This is a genomic window from Carnobacterium maltaromaticum DSM 20342, assembly GCF_000744945.1.
Classification (GTDB): Bacteria; Bacillota; Bacilli; order Lactobacillales; family Carnobacteriaceae; genus Carnobacterium; species Carnobacterium maltaromaticum.
The window spans coordinates 2,009,945-2,034,459 of sequence record NZ_JQMX01000001.1 but is presented as its reverse complement, the minus strand read 5'-3'; the positions used below and the strand labels follow the sequence as shown (position 1 = coordinate 2,034,459).

The window sequence follows — 24,515 nt, the reverse complement described above, 5'->3', positions numbered from 1 at the left end:
GGGATGAGTACATGAAAAAATCCTACTTTTTATCTGTATAGTAGGAATGCTAATTTTGTCAGTACTTTTATTTAGTTATGCTACGCAAAAAATTAGGGAGTCCATTACTTTTAGCAAAACATTGAATGTGTATCAAAAAACGAGCTGCCAGATAGTTAGTGGCAACTCGTTTTTAGTGTAAGACCTATTTTTTCTTAATGAAAAAAGAAAGAGTGAATCCAATCCCAGCTAAGATAAATAAAAGAATAAAACTATTATGAACGCCTGCAGTTGTCAACTCGGCTTTAGATAATGTGTTAGAAGGGTTATTTATTTTAATTTGGCTCGTAGTAACAATACCTGCAACTAATGAAGTACCAACAGCTCCAGCGACTTGTTGCAGTGTACTAATAGTGGCTGTACCATCAGAACTCATTTTTTCAGGAAGTTGATTTAAGCCATTTGTTTGAGATGGAATGAACGTTAAGGATGCTCCTAAAAGTAAAAGCATGTGTAACAATATGACAGTTAATGGGACTAGATTCGACGTGAAAAATAAAAATCCAGTAATGGCCATTAATGAAATAAACGTTCCGATAGTGATTAGCTTTTTTGGACCGTTAATATCTAATATTCTACCAGCAATAGGAGCCATAATAGCACTTAAAACGGAGGCTGGCAACATCATCATACCTGCAGTTGTTGCATTTACTCCAAAAACACTTTCAGTGTAGATTGGAAGTAAGAAAGAGCAAGATAAGATGATCATCATTACTAAGAAAACATTTGATAATCCGACAACAAACATTGGAAATTTAAAAACTTTTAAATCAACCAAAGGTTTTTCAATAGTTAATTGGCGCCAACTGAAAATAACTAGAGAGACGAATCCAGTAGCCAAAGATCCAATGACGACAGGAGCTTGCCAACCGATTTCACCAGCTGTGCTAAATCCGTAGATGATGCCTGAAAAGGCTAAGGCTGATAATCCAATAGAAATAAAATCAAAAGGTATTTTTTTCAATTCGTTAATAGTTGTAATGTTGAAACTACCTAAAGTAATAGCGACTATTGCAATTGGTAATAACAAAATAAAAATCCATTGCCAACCAAACGTAGTTACAATGATTCCGCCATATGTTGGACCTAGAGCGGGAGCGAAACTTGTCACTAAACCGGCCATCCCCATTACGACACCACGTTTGTTCATTGGTACTAAGGCTAGAATAATATTGAACATTAGGGGTAATGAAATTCCTGTGCCAGTAGCTTGGATTAAACGTCCAACTAAAAGTAACGGGAAGCTTGTGGCAAGACCACAAAAAATAGTTCCAATTGTAAAAATACAAGCAGCTGTTTGAAAGAGCCTTTTTGTTGGGAAACGTTTGACTAGCATTGGGGAAATAGGAACTAAAATGGCAACAATCAGTAAATATCCAGTTGTTAGCCATTGAATGGTAGCTCCAACAACATTAAATTCTTTCATTAAGATTGGAAATGCGACATTTAAAGCTGTTTCTGAAACGATACCCATGAAAGTTAACATCGCAATTGAGACAATAGCTAATAAAACTTTTTTTTCTAATTTAGTTGTTTCTGTGTTCATTGTTTACCTCCAAATAATTTTTATACATATTGCTATACTCGTCTTTTTTTAATTCTGTTACAGGGAAGTCAGGCTCTAAATTATGAATCATACGATCCATTAGTTTATTAAGTAGCTTAATTTCAGTTGGATCAAAATCAGAAGTCATAGTCTGATCAATGTCCTCAATAGTTGTAATAATGGTTTTAGCTGTAGCCATTCCATCTGCTGTTAAGGTGATAGAATTGTAACGTAGGTCAGTAGAAGATTGCTTTTTTTGAATCAAGTTCTTTTCCTCTAAGCGTTTAATCGGATTGGTAATAGATGAGGTAGAAATTTGTAAATAAGCCGCAATTTCTTTTTGAGTACAGGCTTCTTTAGCTAAAAGGACCTCTAAAATAAGTGACTGTCCAATATGGATTCCTAAACTAGCTAATGCTTGGTCGGCATGTTTTTTATGCAAACGATTCAGGCGTTTTGTTTTCATATTGATTTGACTAATATCAGATAACTTCATTATTCTTTCTCACTTTCTGTTATTGGATTAATAATACATAGGTATATAATACGCTAGCTTATTATATGCTCAAAGTAGAAAAAAAGCAATGAAAAATGAGAATTCATAGTTATTTAAAATAAAAAATGTCCCCTAGATTAGTAGGGGACATTTTTTATTATTTTTAAGCTTTAATTACGAGCTGTGTTTCAGTATCAAAGAAGTGACCTTTATTCAAATCAAAAGCTAAGTCAACAAATTCTTCTGGACGATGGAAATCACGAGCATCAACTTTAGAGATAAACTCAGTATCATCAACACGAGTATAGAGCATTGTTTCGGCACCTAGTAGTTCAGAAACAACGACTTCAGCATGAACGACACTGTTCGGATTAGAGTCTAAAGCTATTTGCTCACTGTGAATGTCTTCTGGTCGAATACCAAAGATTAATTTTTTACCATCGTAGCCTTTTTCAGCTAACATTTTGCGTTTGCCTTCAGGAATAGTTAATTTTAAGCCTAAACCATTTGAAATAACATCCCCATTAAGAGTAACATTAAAGAAATTCATCGCTGGTGAACCGATAAAACCAGCAACAAAAACGTTAATTGGTGTATCGTACACTTCTTTTGGTGAACCGATTTGTTGAACGAAACCATCTTTCATGATGACGATGCGATCAGCCATTGTCATCGCTTCTGTTTGGTCATGTGTTACGTAAATAGTAGTTGTTTCAAGTCGTCTGTGTAATTTAGCAATTTCAGCACGCATAGCTACACGTAATTTTGCATCTAAGTTTGAAAGTGGTTCATCCATTAAGAAGACTTTGGCATCCCGAACAATGGCACGACCTAAGGCAACACGTTGACGTTGTCCACCTGATAATGCTGCTGGTTTACGTTTTAGATATTCTGTTAAACCTAGGATTTCGCCTGCTTCTTCAACACGTTTTTTGATTTCAGCTTTATCGTATTTACGTAATTTTAAACCAAAAGCCATATTATCGTAAACAGTCATATGTGGATATAGAGCGTAGTTTTGGAAAACCATCGCAATATCACGATCTTTAGGTGCGACATCATTCATTAACGTGTCTCCAATGAATAATTCACCTTCAGTAATATCTTCTAGACCCGCAATCATCCGTAATGTTGTTGATTTTCCGCAACCAGAAGGACCAACGAAAACAATGAATTCACGATCTTTAATTTGTAAATTAAAATCTGTAACTGAATAACTTTCAGCGTTGTCGTATTTTTTATGAATATGATTTAAAGCGATTTCTACCATGATGGATTCACCTAACCAATCTATTTATTTGATATACTTAGTATAAATGAAAGCGATTCCTCTTTGCCACGTTTAGGTGCACAATATTTGAGCTCCTCTTTTGTGCAAGTTGCCTAGTTTGCTAAATCAATCTTTTCAATTCAAGATTCAACAAGTGTATCTGTGCTACAATGAAAGAAAAATACAAGTTTAAGTATTAAACGCTAGGGGGATTTATGTTGAGTAAAAGAATTTATTTATTTGATTTTGATGGAACATTGGGTGATTCTGAGGAATGTAGTATTGTCGCAACCCAAGGCGCTTTCAAAGAAGTTAACCTACCTATTCCAAATAAAAATCAGATTAAAAAAGCAATGGGAATTCCTATTGAAAAATCATTTAAATTAATGGGCGCGGATAGATTAACAGCGAATCAATTTGAATCGCTACTTGATATTTTTAGGGAGCGTTATAAAGAAAATGAAGTAGATCATCTAAGGCTGTTTCCGTATGTAGAAGAAACGTTAAGCAAATTAGAAGAAAGGTCAGTTGTCATGTATGTACTATCAAGTAAGAAGTCCGATGTTTTACAAAGGAATTTAGAAGAATTAGGTATTGACGCTTACTTTAAAGATTATTATGGGTCAGACAAGGTTGAACATTATAAACCGCATCCAGATGGTATTTACAAAATTCTTGAAAAATATCAACATTTAAAATCAGAAACGTTAATGATTGGGGATGCAAGTTATGATTTACAGATGGCTCGAAGAGCAGGTGTCTCTAATTGCGGGGTTACGTGGGGTTCTTTTTCTGAAGCGGATTTATGTACAGAGAAGCCAGATTTTATTGTTCATGATTTTCGTGACTTGCTTGATTTGACAGAGTAGAGGGAAGTAATGAGTTTTTCAAGGATAGGTAAGAAAAAGCTAGTTGAATTAGACTATTATTATCGTGGAAAGATGGACTCATTGGCAGTTTTAAAAGGACCTCAATGGTAATTAGTTGTCACAGTTAGTCCCAATAAAGTATAATTAAATTGTTATTATATTAAATGAAGGAGGAATGTTCTTATGTCTCGAGTGAAAACACGCGCCGAGTTAAAAGCTGAAGCAAAAGATTTATTACGTGGCAGATGGGGCGATGGTATTTTATTGAATTTGGTACCGACACTTTTACAAATCGCTTTGTTTGTTTTTATTGCTTTTATTTCAGCTGCTGCAATTGCATTAGCAGTTATCTTTTTTAGAGATACTGATTTTATGTCTCAAACAAGCACTTATACAGATGGGTATCAAGGGAATTCAGGAGGTGGCTATGGTGGTGGCGGAATATTTGGTCTATTTATTTCGTTGATTACTATCGGAATTTCTTTTACTTTTTTAGACTGGTTACGTCAACCGACTAAAAAGATTCAACCTTTTAAGGATGCATTTCAAGTTTATACAAGCAAAAACTTTTTAACAGTTTTAGTTATTAGTATTTTAAGTTCTATTTTCACTTTCTTGTGGTCACTTTTATTTGTTATCCCAGGTATTATTAAGGCTTTAGCCTATTCACAATCGTATTTTATTTACAAAGATTTATCTTCACATGGTGGTAATGAGGGAATGCGTTACACGAATTATATTACAGAAAGTAGACAGTTAATGGACGGCCATAAAGGTCGCTATTTCCTACTACAATTAAGTTTTATAGGGTGGCACATTTTAGCTTTGCTTACATTAGGTATCGGTTATTTATGGTTAAATCCTTATATGTCAGCTACGTATGCAGCTTTTTATAAAGATTTAGCACAGGATCGTTATTTAAGTGGCGCTAAAGTATATGAAGATGTAGAAGATACAACCAATGAATGGACGAACGATTAATCAACTAAATAGAAGAGCTGTAGCAATTTATCGTGATTGCTACAGCTCTTTTTTATTGACTAGCAAATATAATTTCCCGTTCTTTAGCAAGTTTATAATCAAATAGGAACCAATACGTCCAATCAATGACCTGCTGATTACTTAATAAGCTAAGATGGTCACTGGGCCCTTCTGTTGTTATTTTTTCAAAATATGTATGGACATATTCAGGGAAAATAAAACGTGATGAGAGCGCACTTCGTAAAGGTACAATTCCATCCGTATAGGTTTCAGTTTCATCGTCACCAGCAATGGATAAAACAGCTAAATCTTTTGAAAGATGTTGTTTAATAGCTAGATAGTTTCCCAATTCAGGTGATTGGCCTACGAGTTCTTCAAAATTAGCGTTACCAGCATTTTCTTCTTCATCCAAATCATTAAAAGGTGCTCCGATTAAAACTAAGCGGCGTAAAGTTGGCACGTTGCTATCGTGACCAATAGTTTCTGCATAATAGGTTGCTGCTAGACCGCCATTTGAATAGCCGATAATATCTGCTTGTTGAAAGCCATAGTGTTTTTTTAAATCAATCATTAAAATTTTTAACCAAGCGCTCCAGTCTTCAATCGGTGCGTTATTTTCTGTGAAGCCTAGTGAAATTAAGGGACGATTTGTATCTGAATTTAATGATCCTTGATAGTCTAAGAGCCCGTCTTCATTAATTGTCACCGGTAAGACCTCTGAAGAGCTATCTTCTTTTTGAATGAGTTCCTCTGAAAAAGGCGAGAAAGAGTATTCATCGCCGCCACTGCCATGTAATAAAATAATTGGAATTTGATTTTTTAAATCCTTTTTTGATTGCTCAATTGAGCTTTCTTTTTTTGATTGGGCTAGATAGAAAGAGCCGATAATGGCTAAAAAAACTAAACATAGTAATGGAACCCACTTTTTCATCACACTCACTCCGTTTCTACTGCCTATTATAACAAAAAATTTGATGATAGAGGTAATTTACTTATTCGATTGTCATTTGTAAAAAAAGGTTTCTATTTAGACGTTGATGACGTATAATTGCTTTAAATATTGGCTATTTATACAAATTAAGGCGACTACGAGTGAGAATAAGGGGGAGTTAGTATGCAAAACACCTTGATTGTGCGGGGAGCACCACAGGAATACATTTGCGAAGTTGGTTGTTGGAATCAATTGGAAGAAAGGTTGATTCAAAGAGGTTTAACTCATGTTTTGATTGTACATGGTGAATTATCTTGGCAAGTAGCTCAAGCCAAATTTCCTAAACTAACACATGTGAAAGCTAGTTTTGATGTGTATCATAAAGAATGTACATATGCAGAACGAGATCGTTTAATGGCATTAGTAACAGAAATTGGAGCAGATGGTATTATTGCGGTTGGCGGTGGAAAAGTTACAGATGTAGTGAAGGCAACTGCTGCGCAACTAGTATTACCCGCAATTATTTTGCCAACCTTGGCTTCAACTTGCGCTGCTTACACACCTCTAAGTGTGATGTACAATGAGCAAAGTGAAATGGTGGGGCTTGATATTTTTCCAACAAGCAATAGTTTAGTTCTTGTTGATCCCGCAATTATTATCGGTTCGCCAAAAAGATATATGGTAGCTGGAATTGGGGATACTTTGGCCAAATGGTATGAAGCAAAGGTAATTATTGAACAACTAGAAGACCCTCCTGTTGAGGTGGAAATTGCTTATTTTGCGGCTAATTTATGCCAGAAAAATTTAATGCGCTATAGTACAGATGCTCTGAAAGCCATGGATGAGAAAAAAATAAATACGGCATTCGTTAAAGTTATTGAAACGACAATTTTAGTGGCAGGAATGGTTGGTGGCTTTGGTGACGAATATGGACGGACTTCAGGTGCTCACTCAATTCATGATGCGCTAACGCTTATTCCAGAAGCCCATAATCAGTTGCACGGAAACAAAGTGGCATATAGTATTTTTGTACAATTAGCAATAGAGAATAAGTGGACTGAAATAGATGAATTAGTCCCTTTTTATCAGGAATTAGGTTTGCCGATTTCTTTAGCTGATATGAAACTTTCTAAAATTTCAAAGGATATATTTTATAAAGTAGCAGAAGCAGCTACTCAGGAAAATGAAAATATTCATTTATTGCCAGGAGATATTACGGCTGAAAAAGTATTTAATGCTTTTTTTGAATTAGAAAAGTATAGCAAAACTAAATAAAGATAGAAAGCCCAGCTTGAGTTGTTGGGCTTTTTTTATTCAATTAAAATGAGAATAAAAAAACGTGAATATACATTTTTACACCTGTTTTAATGTATAAAACATCTTTTAATGAGTAAAATAGAACTTTAAGTTGAATAAATAATCATTTTGATGTATGATGGTTAAAATTAAAAGAAAAAACAATTAGAAAAGGTACGGATAAATAATGATAAGCATGAAAAGAAGAGAGGTTGGTTTAGTTAATGGTCAAAAAAAGTTGGGTAAAAAAGAAGTTAAACAGTCTATTGGCGTTAGTTATTTTCTGTTCGATAGTGATTCCGGTGACTCAAGTTTCAGCAGAAACAACAGATACAAAATTAAAAGCAGTTCAAGATAAAGGTTTTTTAGTAGTGGGTCTTTCGGCTGATTATCCACCTTATGAATTTCATCAAACAGTTGATGGGGAGGATACAATAGTCGGTTTTGATATTGATATAGCGAACAAAATTGCTGAAGATATGGGCGTTAAATTGGCCATTACAGAAATGAACTTTGATAGTTTATTAGGTGCTTTGCAAACGGGTAAAATAGATATGATTATCTCAGGAATTGCACCTACACCAGAACGGTTAAAGCAAGTTGATTTTTCGGATCCATACATGGATGTTAATCAAAAGGTAGTTGTCCGTAAAGGTGACGCTGATAAATATAAAAAAGTAACGGATTTTAAAGGTGTAAAAGTCGGTGTTCAAAAACAAACAACACAAGAAGCTTTGGCTAAAAATGAGTTGTATGGATCAAAACCCGTGTCTCTGCAAAAGGTTCCTGATTTGATTTTAAATTTACAAGAAAAAAAGGTTGATGCATTGGTTTTAGAAGGTCCTGTTGCTGATGCTTACTTAAGTCAAAATGAGGATATGGCCTATGCTGATGTTAAGTTTACTGATGGGGCAAAGCAAACGGCTGTTGCAATCGAGAAAAACAATCCAGCTTTTAAAGCTCAAATTAATGCATCAATTGATGAAATTAAAACAAAAGGTCTTTTAGCGGACTATCAGAAAAAAGCTACAGAATTGATGTTTCATGAAGCGAGTTTTTTTGAACAATATGGAAGCTATTTTGCAAAAGGAACAATGTATACTGTCTTGCTGGCACTAATTGGGGTGATATTTGGCTCTGTATTGGGTTCGTTATTGTCATTAATGAAATTAGCTAAGACTAAATTACTTCGTTGGCCTGCAGCTATTTATATCGAGTATGTTAGAGGAACACCTTTGCTTGTACAAACGTTTATTGTCTTTTTTGGAGGGACAGCGTTATTTGGTTTAGAGCTATCGGCTTTTGTCTCTAGTTGTATTGCTTTGTCATTAAACAGTGCAGCATATGTAGCTGAGATTATCCGAGCGGGTATTATGGCTGTTAATAAAGGCCAGATGGAATCAGCTCGTTCTCTTGGAATGAGCCAAGGACAAAGTATGCGATTTATTATTTTACCTCAAGCAATTAAAAATATTTTGCCGGCTTTAGGAAATGAATTTGTAACAGTTATTAAAGAATCATCTGTTGTTTCAGTGATTGGTGTAACAGAGTTGATGTTTCAAACAGGAGTCGTTCAGGGCGCTAGCTTTAAGCCATTCTTACCATTAATTATAACGTCATTGATCTATTTTGCACTTACATTTACACTTTCAAGATTATTAGGCGTGGCGGAACGTCGTATGCAAGCTAGTGACTAAAATATGTATAGAAATAGCTCTGATTCAGGAATTTTTTATTTCTGTGGTCAGAGCTGTTAGTTGTTCATTAGTCAACACTTTACAGAAAGTAGGATGAGAAATTGGATAGTAAAAAATTAGCGAAGAAACATCAAGTAATACCTAATAATATTTTAGCAGATATTGGAACATTGGCGAAAACAACACCTAATTTAATTGATTTGTCGATCGGTGATCCGGACTTGATTACAGATGATCGTATTATTCAACAAGCTTTTTTAGATGTGAAAAAGGGACATACTAAATACACCGAATCAGGCGGAAGTTCTGATTTAATTGAGGCTATTCAAGATTTTTATCAACGGTTTTATCAACTGGACTTTGCTAAGAATCAAATTAGAGCAACGGTTGGGGCTTTACATGGTATGTATTTGACCCTGCAAACAATTCTTGATCCAGGGGATGAAGTGATTATTCATGAACCTTATTTTTCTCCATACAAAGATCAAGTCATTCATTCTGGCGGAGTTCCTGTTTTGGTTCCAACGTATGAAAAAGATGGTTTTATGCTGGATGTTACATTGCTAGAAGCTGCTATTACTAGCCGAACCAAGGCCTTAATTTTAAATTCGCCTAATAATCCTACAGGAGCTGTTTTTTCGCCAGAGACGTTCAAGAAAATTGCTGAGCTAGCTAAAAAATATGATTTCTTTATTTTATCAGATGAAGTCTATGACGGATTTAGCTTTTATGCGCCCTTTGTTCCTATGGCAACTTATGCGCCTGATCATACAGTGACTTTTGGTAGTTTATCGAAAAATTTTGCTATGACAGGCTGGCGAATTGGCTATATGGTCGCACCTAGTTACTTAAATAATGCTGCTAAGTTACTTAATGAGGGGATTACGTACTCAGCGCCGACTCCTTCACAACGGGCAGCTATTTATGCCTTAAATCATGCCGAAGAGTTAATTCCTAAGGTGAGCACAGTTTTTAAAGAGCGCCTAGAATATATTGAAAAAAGAGTTGCTGAAATTGAGTATTTATCTCTTCACCCCGTGAAAGGAAGTATGTACGCATTTATAAATATTCAAAAAAGTGGTTTGGATTCTCTGGAATTTAGTCAGTACGTTTTAAAAGAAACTAGTGTGCTAGTTATACCTGGTTTGGCTTTTGGAGAAAGTGGCAAAGACTATGTGCGACTAGCAGCTACTCAGAATTTAATGGTATTGAAGGAAGCTTTTGATCGCTTAGCAAAGCTACGTTTTAACTAGATGATAGAGAATTAGTAGAGAAAAGAGAGTGGAATAGTGAAAATAGAAAGTAGTCCGTTTTGATATGTGCTGATTTTTGCTAGGTTAAATGTTGATATAGTGATAGTAAACAGATTGCTTTGTTTGATTAAGTTTTATCTAGTGAGTGGATTTAATTTTGTTAAAGAGGGAGAATTAAATAACGACTAGAAAATCATTTTTTTAAAATTGCTAATAAGTTGATATTAAAAAAGAAAAAATCATAGAATTGTCTATTTCAGTCTGAGTAAAGGTGTGTTATATTTTAGGTGAATGAACCAAAATTAATACTTAGATAAATTTAGTGTTGGGTTATAAAAAGCTAGGTTAGAGTATTGACAGACTGAAATAAGGGGGATGAGTGTATGTCATCAATTGATAAGTATTGGAGTGATCGTCTAATCTATCATATTGGTTTTATTGCAAATGTGAGTAAAACGAATTCATTAGTTGAAAAAAAAGAGTTTCATCGGACATTTATTTTTCCATCAAGTTTAACTGAAATAGAAATAAAAAAAATGATATTTCACAAACTGGATAATGTGATAGAAATCACATATATTGAAGAATTTGTAGAAGCTTTAGAGCTGAGAACCGGAAATGAACCACATGGTATTGCTCCTGGTGATTATAATATAAATTAAAATTTCATACCAACGAGATGGCTATTACTATAAAAGTAATAGCTTTTTTTTTTTTTTTGAAATTAAGTATAAAAGTGAAAAAGTCGATTTAAACGGAGTGGAAGCGCTTGTTTAATTCTGTTTAATTTTTATGAAAAGTAATGATCAAAGATATTTAATTATATAAATAGTAAGTGATTAAATAGTCAGGGAATGTTTATAGAATAATCAGTTTATAATATAGTAAACAAGATCGTCTTTTTTTTATATTACAATGAATGGTTTTAAATGTATTATTATTGTAATAAAAAACAAGGGTTAACATTAGCTTTTAAAATCATAATGGAGTACTATAGTGGTGTCAGAAACAAAAACAGGTTATTTTAATTTGAATGAAGGGAGAATACCTAATGAAAAATGGGGTAAGATTTATAGTCGCTTTGTTTTTAGTATTCTCTATGGTTGCTCATTTACCAATTAATTTAACTATTGCCATGAACGAAGATGTTGTTCCTTTAGAAACTAAAGGAAAAGACGGATGTTCTTTAACCTCAGAATCTGCAGAAAATGAAGAAAGTCTACCACCTGCAATAGAAAACACTGAATCTCCAATACCAATTGCAACAGAAAACAAAGAAGAAGTAAGTCGCACACATGAAACGAATGAGGAAGAGGGCGTGATCTCCACAGAAGACGTTGATGTTACATCAGAATTAGCAACAGAAAGCCAAGCAGGGGAAATAGCTCCTAGAACAGTGGTTTTAGGTAACAGTGTCTTGACGGCAGACTACCAAACAGGTGCTTGTGGACAAGGTGTTGGGCATATTGCTTTTACTTATACGGCAGTTTTGGGGTTAACAATTAATGATAACCCACTAATTATACTAGGCCTGCCAGCAGAATTAGCAAGTCAATTAAACCCAAGTCCAACTAAGCAAGCCGCTTTTCTTGCAAGTTTAACTGGAACTGTAACCTATCCCTCGTCTGTACTTTCAAATACTACAATTGACTTGCATGCTGCTACAACTGAATTTACGTTAAGTTACGATGTTACTAATAGTGCAGTAGTTCTTACGTTTAAAAAAAATACGCTTTCGTTAGGTATAGCCAGTAAATGGGCTACTGATGTGAAATTTGATACGGTAGCTCTTTATAAAAAGGGTATTTCTATTCCACCAGCTAGTAATGGGACAAGTTACGCGGTTAAAGGTAATTTTACTGATTTAGGTGGAGGGATTAATTTACTTCCTGGTAACCAACTTAAAAGTGGAGTGATCAGTTCAGCTACAATGCCCTTAGGAACTTGTCCAATTTTGCCAATTCAGGCTCCAATTATCAGCTCGTTGGTAAATAATCAAAGCTCTGTGAGTGGCTCGGTAAATCAAACGCAAGATTCAAATTATGTCTATACAGTTAATTTGAATTTTGGTCGGGTTGATGGGACGGCGATACCAGTAGCAATTAATGGAGTCGCTGTTGCAGCAAATGGAACTTTTACCACTGCGATCCCAGCCGCGCTAGAATACTTGGATACGGTATCAGCTGTTGTGATTGCTACTGCCAAAGTTGGGACAGATTTATACCAAAGCACCAGTTCAACCGCAACAGTCAGTTGGCCAATTAGTCCTCCAGTTTTATCGAATTTAGCGGCTGGAGCGAATCAAGTTGTGGGAACGGCGATTCAAGCAGTCGGTGGGAATTATAAAATGCAACTTCAAATAAATAATGATCCAACACGAACGCAAAGTAGTCCATTACCTGGAAATGGTAGTTTTAACTTTTCTTTAAGCCAAGTGCTTCAAGGAGGAGATAGCGTTACAGTCAAAACTCAAGGATACAGTAATCGAACGGGATTACTTTTAGTGGAAAGTTCAGCAATTTCGCAAACAGTTGCGTATACGAAACCAAGTTTAACAATTGTGCAAGTTATCGAAAAAATGAATAGCCAAGGTACGTGGGAAACTGCTACGGCAGCTGTTACTGGTCAAACTATTCGATACACGATTACGACAACTTTAACGAATACAAATGCAAAATGGAATCAATCTAGTGTTCGAAATTGGATTCCGGCAGGGCTTAGTAATTTAACAAGTGCCGAGATGTCTAAAAAAGATAGTGTTGGCACGATTACAAGTTTGGGAGCACCGCAATTGGTAACAGATGGCGCGAGTCCTTCAACCCAAGCTTGGAATTATCAAGGAGCACCGGCGAGTTACTTGCAGCAATCAGGTGAGTCACTGATTTTACAATATGTTGCTACAATCAGTGGGAGCGCTTTAAATACATCGTTACTAAATTCAACTTTTATTAATGGAACGGATGGTGGTGGAACTGCTATTCCACAACAAAGTTCGCAAAGTTCATTGCCAGTAGGGAATGGCACATTACGTTTTATTCAAGCACCGGCAACAATTGAGTTTCAAAATTTAAAAGTTCCGGCAAAGCAAACAATTTATAATGCTACAACAGTGCCAAATCCGCTCATCGTAGCAGATGGTCGCGTGATTAAAAGTCAATGGAGAGTTTATGTAAAAGAAGCTAAAGCTTTAACTTCAGCAAGTGGGAAAGTTTTAACTGGAGCTTTTATATATAGTAAAAATGGTGGAAATCAATCCGTCAACCAAGATAATTTAGAGATTTTTAGCTATACTTCCTTAAATGATAATAATGTCCCTGTGAATTGGCAAGCAAATGAGGGGATTCGGCTTAATTTAACTCCGAGTCCTAATTTGAATGTGAATGAAAGCTATCAGGGAAAGTTAGACTGGGTATTGAGCGATGGTCCAATTTGAGAGCAATAGCAGTTGGATCAATTGAAAAAAGTTAGGTAGTTGTTGGATAGTTTTCTAATTCCTTAAACAAGGGTGGAAATAAATAAAAAAGAGAGAAGGAGATTTTATGACTAGGGGAGATGTAATGAAAGTTGGAACGCTGTGCCTTTTAGCACCGTTGGTTTTAGTTAGCCTAGGAGGAGCAGTAGTAGACGCAGCAACAGCAGGTACCATGAATTCTATTTCAGATGTTACATTTACGACAAACACAGATCCAACTAATCCAGTGAACCCAACAGATCCGACTAAACCTGTGTTACCAGTGGATCCTTTAGATCCAGCAGATCCGCATGAACCAGGTACGGCAGGACCACTTAGTATTGATTATGTATCTAATTTTCATTTTGGAAACAAAGTGATTCAAGTAACAGATGCAACGTATTATGCTTCAATGGATTCGGTGAAAGATGTGACAACAGATCAAGTTGTAGCTGTACCGAATTATCTTCAAGTGACGGATAAACGTGGCTCAAACGTGGGTTGGAAAGTCACAGTTACCCAAAACGGTCAATTTAAAACAGCTAATACAACGCCAGATGTTTTGGACAACGCGCAATTAAAATTAACGAATGCAACGTCTAATTCGACAATGAATCCTATTTTGGCACCAACAGCTTCAGCGCTTGTCACGATAGATCCTTTGGGAGCCTCTTCTTCTTTAGTAGTAAGCGCAGCTGAAGATAAAGGGATGGGAACGTGGACAACAGCTTTTGGAGATGCAGTATCAGGCGGGCAATCAATTAGCTTAAGTGTACCAGGTACAACAGATAAAGTTAAAAATGTGCAATATAAAGCTTCCCTAACTTGGAATTTAGAAGATGGGCCGCTTTAAAAAATAGTTTGAGTTAGTGAGGGGAAGCTGATGGGACGGCTATTAAAATGGATAGGTATAATTGGATTTATGATAGGTTTGTTGTTTTCCGGAGCAGGGTATGTATTTGCGAATGAAATGAATTTTTCAGTTCAAGCTATTTTACCTGAAAATCAACGTGATAAAAAACAAAGCTATTTTGATTTGAAAATGGAACCCAAGCAAGAACAGGTTATCCAAATAGAATTAAAAAATGATACCGAAGAAGATATTATTGTTGAAACAACAGCGAATACAGCCGTCACTAATGACAACGGATTAGCCGATTATACAAAATCAGCAGGGAAAAAAGATTCTAGCCTAAAGATTTCATTTGCTGAAATAGCCAATGTTCCAATGGAAACCCTTGTGCCTAAACAATCTAGTACGTTATTAGATGTTCAATTAAAGATGCCAGATGAAGTCTATGATGGAGTTCTTTTAGGTGGACTTTATTTTAAAGAAAAAGAGGTAGAATCTGAAAAAACAGAAAAAGAAGAAGGCGCAGTAGCTATTGAAAATCGATTTGCTTATTCAGTGGGCGTTTTGTTAACAGAAACAGATGTCGTTGTTCAACCAAAATTAGCTTTAAATGAAGTTAAAGCAGACCAGAAAACAGGGCATAACATTATTTCATTGAATCTTCAGAATCAACATGCGGCCTTAGTCAAAAAGTTGAAAGTCGATGCTAAGATCTATGAACAGGGAAATAAAACCATTTTATATGAAAAAAAACAAGATGATTTGAGAATGGCACCTAATTCTAATTTTAATTACGCGATTGATGTAGTTGATACGGAACTTAAACCGGGCACTTATGAAGCAGAAGTTGTTGCTAACGACGGTTATCGAGATTGGAAAATGAAAAAGACTTTTGTGATTGAGTCTGCCGAAGCTGAAAAACTAAACAAATCCTCAATTGATGATCCACCAAAGACATTTGATTCGCGCTGGTATATTTTAATCGGTGGTATTGCGGTAATTTTTGTAGGAGGAATAGCTTATTGGTTAGGTAAGAACGGTAAGAAAACATAAATTGAGAGGAGTTGAGGAAAAGTTAAGGGATAAATAAAATAAAATGGTTAGTGTTTTTAAATGTTGTGCAGAGGTCAGCGTTTATTTTTTTATATCTTTTTTTACTAAAAAGCACTAAAGGAGTGCCTAAAACTTGTTTAACTAAGGAGGAATCGTACTATGAGCAGTCAAAGTCGAGATGGAGAGAAGAAGAGATTTATTTTTAACAGAGGTACGCTAAAAAAAGCATTTATCATTTCAGCCGCATCGGTTTTATTATTTTCACCAGCAGCACCTATTTTTCAAAATGGTCAATTCTTAGGCTTTCAAGATCAAACAGCTAGCGCAGCAGGTTTAGCTGAAGTTAGTATTTTAGGTTCTAGTACGTTAGTGTCTAACACTGGAACGCCAACTAGTAATGGAACTATTTTGAGTCCTAATCTTGACGGCAACTATGATGTTGATCTAACTTTTGAAGGACAAGCTTTAGCCAATGTCGGCCTAGCAGATCCCAAAGTTGTCGTGTTTAGCTTACCCCCTGAGTTGGAAGGGAAAGTAGTTGGTGGAGCAACGATTGATATTGATGCCAAATTACTTCCAATTACACCGGGGGATTTACCAGCGGTTAGTGTATTGATTGGAGCAGTAGATACAGCGCTTAATACGTTAAAGGCTGCTGCAACTCCACTAGGGGTAGATTTAACTTCTTTAACAACAGCGTTTGGAGCCATTCGAAATGCCCAAGATTTAGGCTCTTACCAAGCATCTTTACCAGGTGTTGTCTCTGCCGATGGGAAGTCAATTAGTGTAGATTTTACAGATGGTTTAGGTTTGTTTGTCAGACAAGCTTTTGTTGATACATTCCAACCTTTACGCGATGCTGTTAATCAATTAAGTTTCCCATTCCCTGCTAGTATCACTTTAAATCCTTTGTTGGCCGCTTTAAAACTAGCGCTCAATCCTGTTTTTAATTTAGTGGATACTCTTGTGGAAGATTCCAGTGGACTTCTAACTAATTTTTTAAGTGTTAATTTATTAGCAGGAACTAGTTATGATGTGAAATTTGCTGTTTCAAAACCAGATGCAGCGCAAGCTACGATTCATGCAGCAGCAGTTAAGAACCCAATTATTGATGCAAGTTTATTAGGCGCAATCAATAGTGAAGGTGCCAATGCAACGTTAATTTTTGCGAATCCAATTTGGGATAATTATGTGATTCCAGCCCCTTCAGTGAATCAAGTTTATGTTGGAGATGCAGCGATTACAGGTACTGTTGCTTTAACTAATCCGATTCCACCGGGCTCAACATTTGAAGCGATTGTAACGTTAGCAGATGGTTCAACGGTAACAGCACCTGTTAATGCTGTCGATGGTAGTTTTTCAATAGATGTTAGTGGCAAAACATTAACTGCCAATGATGTTCTTTCTACAATTATTCAAGGAACGAATAGCGGTGTTCCGAAAGATAGTCTATCAACAGAAACAACGGTTTTAGCGGTTCCGAACCCAGAATGGGATGCCTATGTGGTAAAAGAACCAACAATTAGTCCAGTTCATGTTGGCGATACAAATGTAACAGGAACTGTCACATTAAATACACCGATTCCAGCCGGTACAACTTTCACAGCAGTGGTTACTTTACCAGATGGAAGTAAAGTGAATGCCCCTGTCGGAGTTGATGGTGTAATCACAGTGCCATTAAATGGTTATGTATTACAAGCTGGTGATACTCTTTCTACAATTATTCAAGCAACAAACAATGGAGCGACTAAAGATAGTACTCCAACAGTAAGTACAGTTTTACCTGAAGTTAATACTGAATGGGAAAATTATGTGGTAACTCCACCAGTTATTTCTGATGTTACAGTTGGTGATACAAATGTGACAGGGACGGTTAGTTTAGCCACTCCAATCCCAGCGGGTACAACTTTTGAAGCAATCGTAACCTTGCCAAATGGCAGTCAAGTAACGGCGCCAGTCGGAATTGATGGCGTGATTACAGTGCCGTTAAATGGTTATGTTTTAGCAGCAGATGATGTGTTGAATACGATTATTCAAGCAACGAATGCTGGCGAAACAAAGGATAGTACTAATGTTGCAACAACAGTTAAAGCTGTAACTTGGGGCACTTATACAGTCGCAGCGCCAAGCTTACAACCTATTTTTACAACAGCAACAGCAATTGATGGAACAGTAACATTAGCTACACCAATTCCATTAGGTGCAACATTTGAAGCTATTGCAACTTTACCGAATGGCAGTACGGTTAGTGTTCCAGTTAATGGGGATGGTAGTTTCTCATTGCCATTAGGTGGTGTTCAATTAGCAGCCGGTGAACAAGTTTCGGTTATTGTTCAAGGTACACTAAATGGTGAAACACGAGATAGTCAAGTCATTACAGCAACTGTTCAAGCAGTCAGCAATCCGGAGTGGGACAATTATGTGGTGGCAGCACCGGTTCTTGATCCATTGCGTGTAAATGATGCTTCTTTAACTGGAAATGTAACCCTAAATACACCAATTCCAGCCGGTACAACCTTTACAGCGCAAGTTACGTTGCCAGACGGCAGTACAATTAGTGGTATTGTTGCACCAAATGGAGCTATTTCGCTTAACTTAAATGGTTACCCATTAGTTGTAGGGGATACCTTATCTGTAATTGTTCAAGCTAAAAATGGCAGCCAAGGTAAAAATAGTCCAGCGGTATCCGTAACAGTTTTACCAGTTCTTGTTGATCCAGAATGGACGAATTATGTCGTCGCAACGCCAACGATTAATCCAGTTCGTGTTGGAGATACAACAGCGACAGGAGCAGTTACGTTAAATACACCGATTCCAGCAGGTACAACCTTTACAGCAGAGATTACATTACCTGGTGGAACTGTTGTGACAGCACCAGTGAATCCAGATGGTGTGATTTCAGTCGATTTAGGTGGTGCTAATTTAGTAGTAGGTGACACATTAACAACGGTCATTAAAGCTAAAAATGGTACAGATGGGAAAGTTAGTCAGAGTGTAACGACAACGGTTATCGCAGCAGCAGTTGATCCAGAATGGACCAATTATGTGGTGGCAACTCCAGTGATTACACCGGTTTATGATGATGCAACAAGTGTGACTGGAATGGTTACGTTAAATACACCAATTCCAGTGGGTACAACCTTTACAGCAGCAGTTACCTTACCAAATGGTTCGGTTGTGACAGCACCAGTCAACCCAGATGGGGCCATTACAGTTGATTTAGGTGGCTATACTTTAGTAGCCGGGGATACTTTGACAACCGTGTTGCAAGCTAAAAATGGCGTCGATGGGAAAAATAGTCCAACCGTAACAACGACTGTTTTAGCTAGAGATACTAATCCAGAATGGACCAATTATGCAATTGTGGCTCCAGTGATTGATCCAACCTATGATGGTGCGACAGTGATTAACGGAAAAGTTACGTTAACAACGCCAATTCCAGTAGGAAGCACATTTGTAGCGATTGTAACCTTGCCAAATGGCACGACAGCAACAACAGATGTTCAACCAGATGGAACCATTTCAGTAACAAATTTAGGTGGATATGTCTTGCAAGAAGGGGACTCATTTACAACGTTAGTTCAAGGTACGAATAATGGTGTAATTAAAAATAGTCCAACTGTAACAACAGTGGTTCAGGCTGAACCTGGAAATACGGAGTGGGAAAATTATGTTGTAGCAGCTCCAGTGATTGATCCAGTTCATGTAGGCGATGCTACAGTTACAGGTACAGTAACATTAGCAACACCGATTCCAGTAGGTACAACCTTTGAAGCGCTTGTTACGTTACCAGATGGTAGTGTTGTCAGCGCACCAGTTAATGGGGATGGCAACATCAGTGTTCCATTGAATGGTTATGTATTACAAGTAGGAGATACACTATCCACTCTTGTTCAAGCAACAAATAACGGGGAAACAAAAAATAGTAATGCGATTACAACAACGGTATTAGGACCAATTGTTGATCCTGAGTGGACGAATTATGTTGTGGCGAATCCAGTGATTGCACCTGTTTACGATGATGCAACTACTGTAACAGGAACAGTGACTTTAGCAACACCGATTCCAGTTGGAACAACATTCTCAGCAATTGTAACCTTACCAAATGGCACAAAAGTTAGTGCTGCAGTTCAACCAGATGGTGTGATTACAGTTGATTTAAATGGCTATGTATTAGTAGCTGGGGATCAATTATCTACAGTTGTAGAAGCTAAAAATGGTACAGATGTTAAAACAAGTTCTAGTGTTGGTACAACTGTCTTAGCTAGAGATACGAATCCAGAATGGACCAACTATGTAGTAACAGCTCCAACAGTGAATCCAATTCATGTAGGAGATGTAGCTTTAACGGGAACAGTAGCATTAGCACAACCAATTCCAGCAGGAACAACTTTTACAGCTTATACCATTTTACCAGATGGTTCTAAAGTCAGTGCGCCAGTGAATCCAGACGGTAGCATTTCAATTGATCTTACTGGTAAGACATTAGTAGCCGGGGATGATTTGAAAACGTATATCGAAGCAACAAATGGCGGACAAACAAAAGACAGTGCGCAAATTACAACGACTGTTTTGGCTAAAGAAGGCAACCCAGAATGGGATAATTATGTAGTAGCAGCTCCAGTAGTTGATCCAATTCGCGCAGGTGCGACAGAAATTACTGGCACAGTTACACTTAATACACCAATTCCAGCCGGTACAACCTTTACAGCAATTGTGACTTTACCAGATGGTAGTAAACTAACAGCTCCAGTGAATCCAGATGGCAGTATCACAGTTGATTTAGGTGGTAAAACGCTAGTTGCAGGTGATACAGTTGTCACGTATGTCGAAGCAGCAAATGCAGGACAAACAAAAGACAGTGCTCAAATTACGTCAACTGTCTTACCAGCAGATGGAGACACAGAGTGGACCAACTATATCGTTGCAACTCCAACGGTTAACCCAGTTTACGAAGGGGATACAACTGTAACTGGAACGGTTGTATTAAATACACCAATCCCAGCAGGAACAACATTTGTAGCGATTGTGACATTACCAGATGGTAGCACAGTCAGCGCTCCAGTGAATCCAGATGGCACCATTTCAGTTGATTTAGGTGGAAAAACATTAGTTGCTGGCGATACAATCAGTACGTTAGTCGAAGCAACTCATGGTGGAGAAACGAAAGATAGCTCAACAGTGACATCAACAGTGTTACCAAAAGTTGTTGATCCTTGGGAAAGTTACGTTGTAGCAGATCCAACAATTAATCCTGTTCACGCAGATGATGTTGCAGTTACTGGAACAGTTACTTTAACTCAACCAATTCCTGATGGCACTACCTTTGTCGCTATTGTGACATTACCAGATGGAACTAAGTTGACAGGAACAGTAGCAGCTGATGGAACAATTACAGTTCCTTTAAATGGTGCAACTTTGGAACCAGGCGATGTCATTTCAACAATTGTACAAGCACAAAATGATGGGAAAACAAAAGATAGTAATCCAGTTGATTCAACAATTTTAGATCCAACAGGCGAGTCTGATTGGGATAAATATATTGTTGCAACGCCAGTACTTGATCCAATTTATGTTGGAGCAACGCAAATTACTGGTAAGGTAACATTAATTCAACCAATTCCAGACGGAACAACATTTAAAGCAACATTAGTGTTACCGAATGGAACTAAATTAACTGGAACTATTGAAGCTGACGGTACGATCACAGTTGATTTAGATGGAAATATCTTAACAGCAGGTGATACGATTACTGAATATATTGAAGCAACAAATGAAAACAGAGTCAAAGAAGGTCCTTCTGCTTCAGGTCAAGTTCAACCTAGAGAAGTCGATCCTTGGGAAAATTATGTTGTCAAAGAACCAACTATTAATCCTGTTCATGCAGGGGATAAAACAGTTACAGGATCAGTAACATTGAATCAACCAATTCCAGCAGGAGTAACCTTTACTGCTGTTGTAACCTTACCAGATGGTAGTCAAGTTTCTGGAACAGTTGCAGAAGATGGTACAATTACAGTTGATTTAGGTGATGTAGTTCTTAAAGAAGGGGATACAATTTCGACAGTAGTAGTGGCTCATCGTGGTGATGAAACGAAAGAAAGCACACCAGTTGAATCAACTATTTTACCAGGAGAAATAGATCCAGCTTGGGCTAATTATGCAATTACTTTACCGTCTATTGATGATGTTTATGTAAGCGACACTAAAGTAACAGGTAAAGTTCAATTAAACACTCCAATTCCAAATGGAACGACCTTTAAAGCATTAATTACTTTTGCAGATGGTCGAACTGAAACAGTTGATTTAGCAGATGATGGAACCTTCAAAATTGATTGGACCCTTTTAAGAGCGGCTCATGCATTAACTGAAGGTGATAGTATTACTGCAACGATTCAAGGTACAAATGCAGAAAATCTTAAAACAGGACCTACTGCAACTACAATTGTTTTAGCAGATAAAGTCCCAACTAGCGAATGGGATAGTTATGTTGTAGCACCACCAACAATTGATCCTGTTCATGCAGGAGATCAAACAATTACTGGTAAAGTTACGTTTAATACTCCAATTCCAGCAGGCACAACATTTGTAGCCAATGTAACCTTACCAAATGGAACGGTTATTGAAGCACCGATTGCCGTTGATGGAAGTTATAAAGTTAAAGTTACAGGACCACAGTTGAAAGTTGGCGAAAAAGTTTCAGCAACCGTTCAAGCTAAAAATGGAACTGAAACAAAAGATAGTTCAGCTGTATCAACAACTGTTCTAGCTAAAACTGGTGGTTCAAATGGAGGTAATAACGGAAACTCTGGAAATGGTGGAAACACAGGCAACACAGGAAATACAGGAAACAGTGGAACCGGAGCAACAACTACGAATTATGGTAACAAAACGTATAGTAAATCAGACACATTCCCACAAGCAGGGGAAACACAAAATTCAGTGTTTGGCTTACTAGGTGTACTAGCAATTGGTCTTGCTGGACTATTCTTATTCAGTAAAAAGAATAGAAAAATGACTAAATAAAAGAAATAGAAAACTCTCCTGACCTTTTGTTAGGGGAGTTTTTTTTTGTGCTGAAGGTGTGTTAAAATTAGGAGTATCCTTAAGATAGTTTGATAGGTTGAGAATCAAAGAGATATCGCCTAATAATCGGTGATTTATTTGCCAAAGAAGGGAAGTTTTTCTATGATTAAAAATTATGTTGAAAGTGAATTTGCACCTTTAAAACGTGTTATATTAGCTCAGTCGCAGTTTTATATCCCTAAGGAAAAAGAAAATGCAGAAACAAATTTTCTATCAGAAAATTTACCCAAACTTGAAGAAAATGGAAAAGAAGTTTTTGGTGATGTAGCAGAGTTGTATCCAGATTTACAAAAGCAGTGGGAGCAAGAAAAGAATGAAATGAATCGGTTATTGGTTTCCTATGGTATAGAAGTAGTGCGTCCGAGATTGCTGACAGACTATGAAAAAGAGTTAAGCATTCAAACAGGCGATGGTTATGCTAATTTCTTTTCACGTGATCCTTTTTTTACAGTAGGAAATTTGATTATAGAGGGATGTTTAAGATTTCCTCATCGTCGTTTAGAAATACTAGCGATGAGAAATTTATTAATTGCGGAATCACAATCAAAAGAGAGTCTTTATTTTGCTACCCCACAACCAGATATTTCAGATGGAGAAACAAGTGAAGCAGGACCGTTTTTAGAGGGTGGCGATATACTTGTCTATGGAAAAACAATTTTTGTTGGTTATTCTGGTTTGGCTAGTAATATAGTGGGTATCAAGTGGTTAGAATCTGTTTTAGTTCATTGGGATTATAAAGTCGTTCCTGTCAGGCTTCATAAAGATATCTTACATTTGGACTGTGCATTAAGCTTGGTTAAAGAGGGCTTAATGATTTGTTGTGAAGAAGCATTTTTAGATGGAATTCCTAAAGAATTAAAAAGCTGGTTGAGTATTAAGATTTCATTGAAAGAAGCTTCTTTATTGATGGCGAACGGTTTGCCAATTAATGAGTCGGTCTATATTACAGATAGTTCCTTCACACGAATCATTAAGGAGTTAGAAAGTTATGGGATTAAAGTAGAAACGCTGGATTATCAAGTTTCAAGAAGATTTGGTGGTTCGTTCCGTTGCACAACGCAGGCGTTACTAAGAAATAATAATGAATAATAGGGTTAAAAAAACTCGTCCGGTTGTTTGAATGGACGAGTTTTTTAAAATTTTTCTTTTTTCTCACGGAAGTTTCGAATGTTATGATTGAAGACTTCTGACAAAACAAGCCCTGCAGCAATAGCACCAGCAATCATCAATGCTCGAACAGCAAATGAAACGGCCTCGACATAATCACCTAACACCAGATTTCGAACGGATTGATAAGCCAAGCTACCAGGAACTAACGGCACAATCCCAGGAATGTTAAAAATAGTAACGGGTAACCTTTTATGTTTCGAAAAATAGTAACTAGCGAGTGCCACGGTAAAAGCACCTAAAAAAGTTGCAAAAACATCCCCACTACCGAAACTATCAGCACTCCAATAAACCATCCACCCCAGCATTCCAGTTAGACCACAGGCAATTAATGAACGTTTTGGAACATTGGTAATAATGGCAAAAGCGGCTGTCGTTAAAAAACTAAATGAAAATTGAACAATTAAAGTAAAAATCAAGCGATGACCTCCTTAGTAAAAAGTTTGTTGAGCCGCTTAGGTCTGGCAGAAAAATAGGAAATTCCAATAAAAGTGTCTTTTACTTTTTTGGGAATTTATCTTTTTTCC

At 36.8% G+C, this 24,515-nt stretch carries 16 protein-coding genes; 11 read left to right on the top strand and 5 right to left on the bottom strand.

Features of this window, described 5'->3' with window-relative positions; translation table 11 throughout:
* Positions 1 to 184: 184 nt before the first annotated feature.
* From BR77_RS09615 to BR77_RS09605, 3 genes are all read right to left on the bottom strand, one after another.
* Positions 185 to 1,585, bottom strand: a complete 1,401-nt coding sequence (locus BR77_RS09615) for an MDR family MFS transporter (RefSeq protein WP_010054828.1) — start codon at positions 1,583 to 1,585, stop codon at positions 185 to 187.
* Positions 1,566 to 2,081, bottom strand: a complete 516-nt coding sequence (locus tag BR77_RS09610; RefSeq protein WP_010054829.1) for a MarR family winged helix-turn-helix transcriptional regulator — start codon at positions 2,079 to 2,081, stop codon at positions 1,566 to 1,568. Before BR77_RS09610 ends, BR77_RS09615 begins: the two co-directional genes overlap by 20 nt.
* Positions 2,082 to 2,244: 163 nt before the next feature.
* Entirely contained in the window at positions 2,245 to 3,351 is a 1,107-nt protein-coding gene (locus BR77_RS09605; protein ID WP_010054830.1) for an ABC transporter ATP-binding protein, read from the bottom strand.
* A gap of 215 nt (positions 3,352 to 3,566) precedes the next feature.
* Here BR77_RS09605 and BR77_RS09600 point away from each other — a divergent pair, with 215 nt between their 5' ends.
* Together BR77_RS09600 and BR77_RS09595 are read left to right on the top strand one after the other, a co-directional pair.
* On the top strand, positions 3,567 to 4,220 hold the full coding sequence (locus BR77_RS09600; protein ID WP_015075337.1) for an HAD family hydrolase: 654 nt from the start codon (positions 3,567 to 3,569) through the stop codon (positions 4,218 to 4,220).
* A 183-nt stretch (positions 4,221 to 4,403) separates the two neighbouring features.
* The gene (locus tag BR77_RS09595) at positions 4,404 to 5,201 is read left to right on the top strand and encodes a DUF975 family protein (RefSeq protein ID WP_010054833.1); all 798 of its coding nucleotides are present in this window, start codon (positions 4,404 to 4,406) and stop codon (positions 5,199 to 5,201) included.
* 52 nt (positions 5,202 to 5,253) lie between these two features.
* Here BR77_RS09595 and BR77_RS09590 read toward each other — a convergent pair whose 3' ends face one another.
* Positions 5,254 to 6,132, bottom strand: a complete 879-nt coding sequence (locus tag BR77_RS09590; protein ID WP_015075338.1) for an alpha/beta fold hydrolase — start codon at positions 6,130 to 6,132, stop codon at positions 5,254 to 5,256.
* A gap of 183 nt (positions 6,133 to 6,315) precedes the next feature.
* On the opposite strand from BR77_RS09590, the gene BR77_RS09585 reads away from it, so the two are divergent.
* The 9 genes from BR77_RS09585 (at position 6,316) to BR77_RS09545 (ending at position 23,910) form a co-directional block, all read left to right on the top strand.
* A complete protein-coding gene (locus tag BR77_RS09585) occupies positions 6,316 to 7,407 on the top strand; it encodes an iron-containing alcohol dehydrogenase family protein (protein WP_015075339.1) in 1,092 nt (363 codons plus the stop codon).
* Between the two features lie 245 nt (positions 7,408 to 7,652).
* Positions 7,653 to 9,125 carry an ABC transporter substrate-binding protein/permease gene (locus BR77_RS09580; RefSeq protein WP_010054838.1) on the top strand — a complete coding sequence of 491 codons (1,473 nt, stop codon included), beginning with the start codon at positions 7,653 to 7,655 and terminating at the stop codon, positions 9,123 to 9,125.
* A gap of 101 nt (positions 9,126 to 9,226) precedes the next feature.
* Complete coding sequence (locus tag BR77_RS09575; RefSeq protein ID WP_015075342.1) at positions 9,227 to 10,378, top strand: pyridoxal phosphate-dependent aminotransferase; 1,152 nt, start codon at positions 9,227 to 9,229, stop codon at positions 10,376 to 10,378.
* Positions 10,379 to 10,761: 383 nt separating this feature from the next.
* Positions 10,762 to 11,040: a hypothetical protein gene (locus BR77_RS09570; protein ID WP_010054841.1), complete on the top strand. Its 279-nt coding sequence runs from the start codon at positions 10,762 to 10,764 to the stop codon at positions 11,038 to 11,040.
* A 389-nt stretch (positions 11,041 to 11,429) separates the two neighbouring features.
* The gene (locus BR77_RS09565; protein WP_051926699.1) at positions 11,430 to 13,811 is read left to right on the top strand and encodes a WxL domain-containing protein; all 2,382 of its coding nucleotides are present in this window, start codon (positions 11,430 to 11,432) and stop codon (positions 13,809 to 13,811) included.
* 106 nt (positions 13,812 to 13,917) lie between these two features.
* A complete protein-coding gene (locus BR77_RS09560; RefSeq protein ID WP_015075347.1) occupies positions 13,918 to 14,682 on the top strand; it encodes a WxL domain-containing protein in 765 nt (254 codons plus the stop codon).
* A gap of 30 nt (positions 14,683 to 14,712) precedes the next feature.
* Entirely contained in the window at positions 14,713 to 15,735 is a 1,023-nt protein-coding gene (locus BR77_RS09555) for a WxLIP family cell surface protein (RefSeq protein ID WP_015075348.1), read from the top strand.
* Between the two features lie 159 nt (positions 15,736 to 15,894).
* On the top strand, positions 15,895 to 22,761 hold the full coding sequence (locus BR77_RS09550; RefSeq protein WP_035064733.1) for an LPXTG cell wall anchor domain-containing protein: 6,867 nt from the start codon (positions 15,895 to 15,897) through the stop codon (positions 22,759 to 22,761).
* Positions 22,762 to 22,923: 162 nt separating this feature from the next.
* Positions 22,924 to 23,910 (top strand): dimethylarginine dimethylaminohydrolase family protein, encoded by a 987-nt coding sequence (locus BR77_RS09545; RefSeq protein WP_015075350.1) that lies wholly within the window; start codon positions 22,924 to 22,926, stop codon positions 23,908 to 23,910.
* A gap of 44 nt (positions 23,911 to 23,954) precedes the next feature.
* Here the strand turns inward: BR77_RS09545 and BR77_RS09540 are convergent, their stop codons facing one another.
* Positions 23,955 to 24,407: a threonine/serine exporter family protein gene (locus tag BR77_RS09540; protein WP_015075351.1), complete on the bottom strand. Its 453-nt coding sequence runs from the start codon at positions 24,405 to 24,407 to the stop codon at positions 23,955 to 23,957.
* Positions 24,408 to 24,515 lie beyond the last annotated feature (108 nt).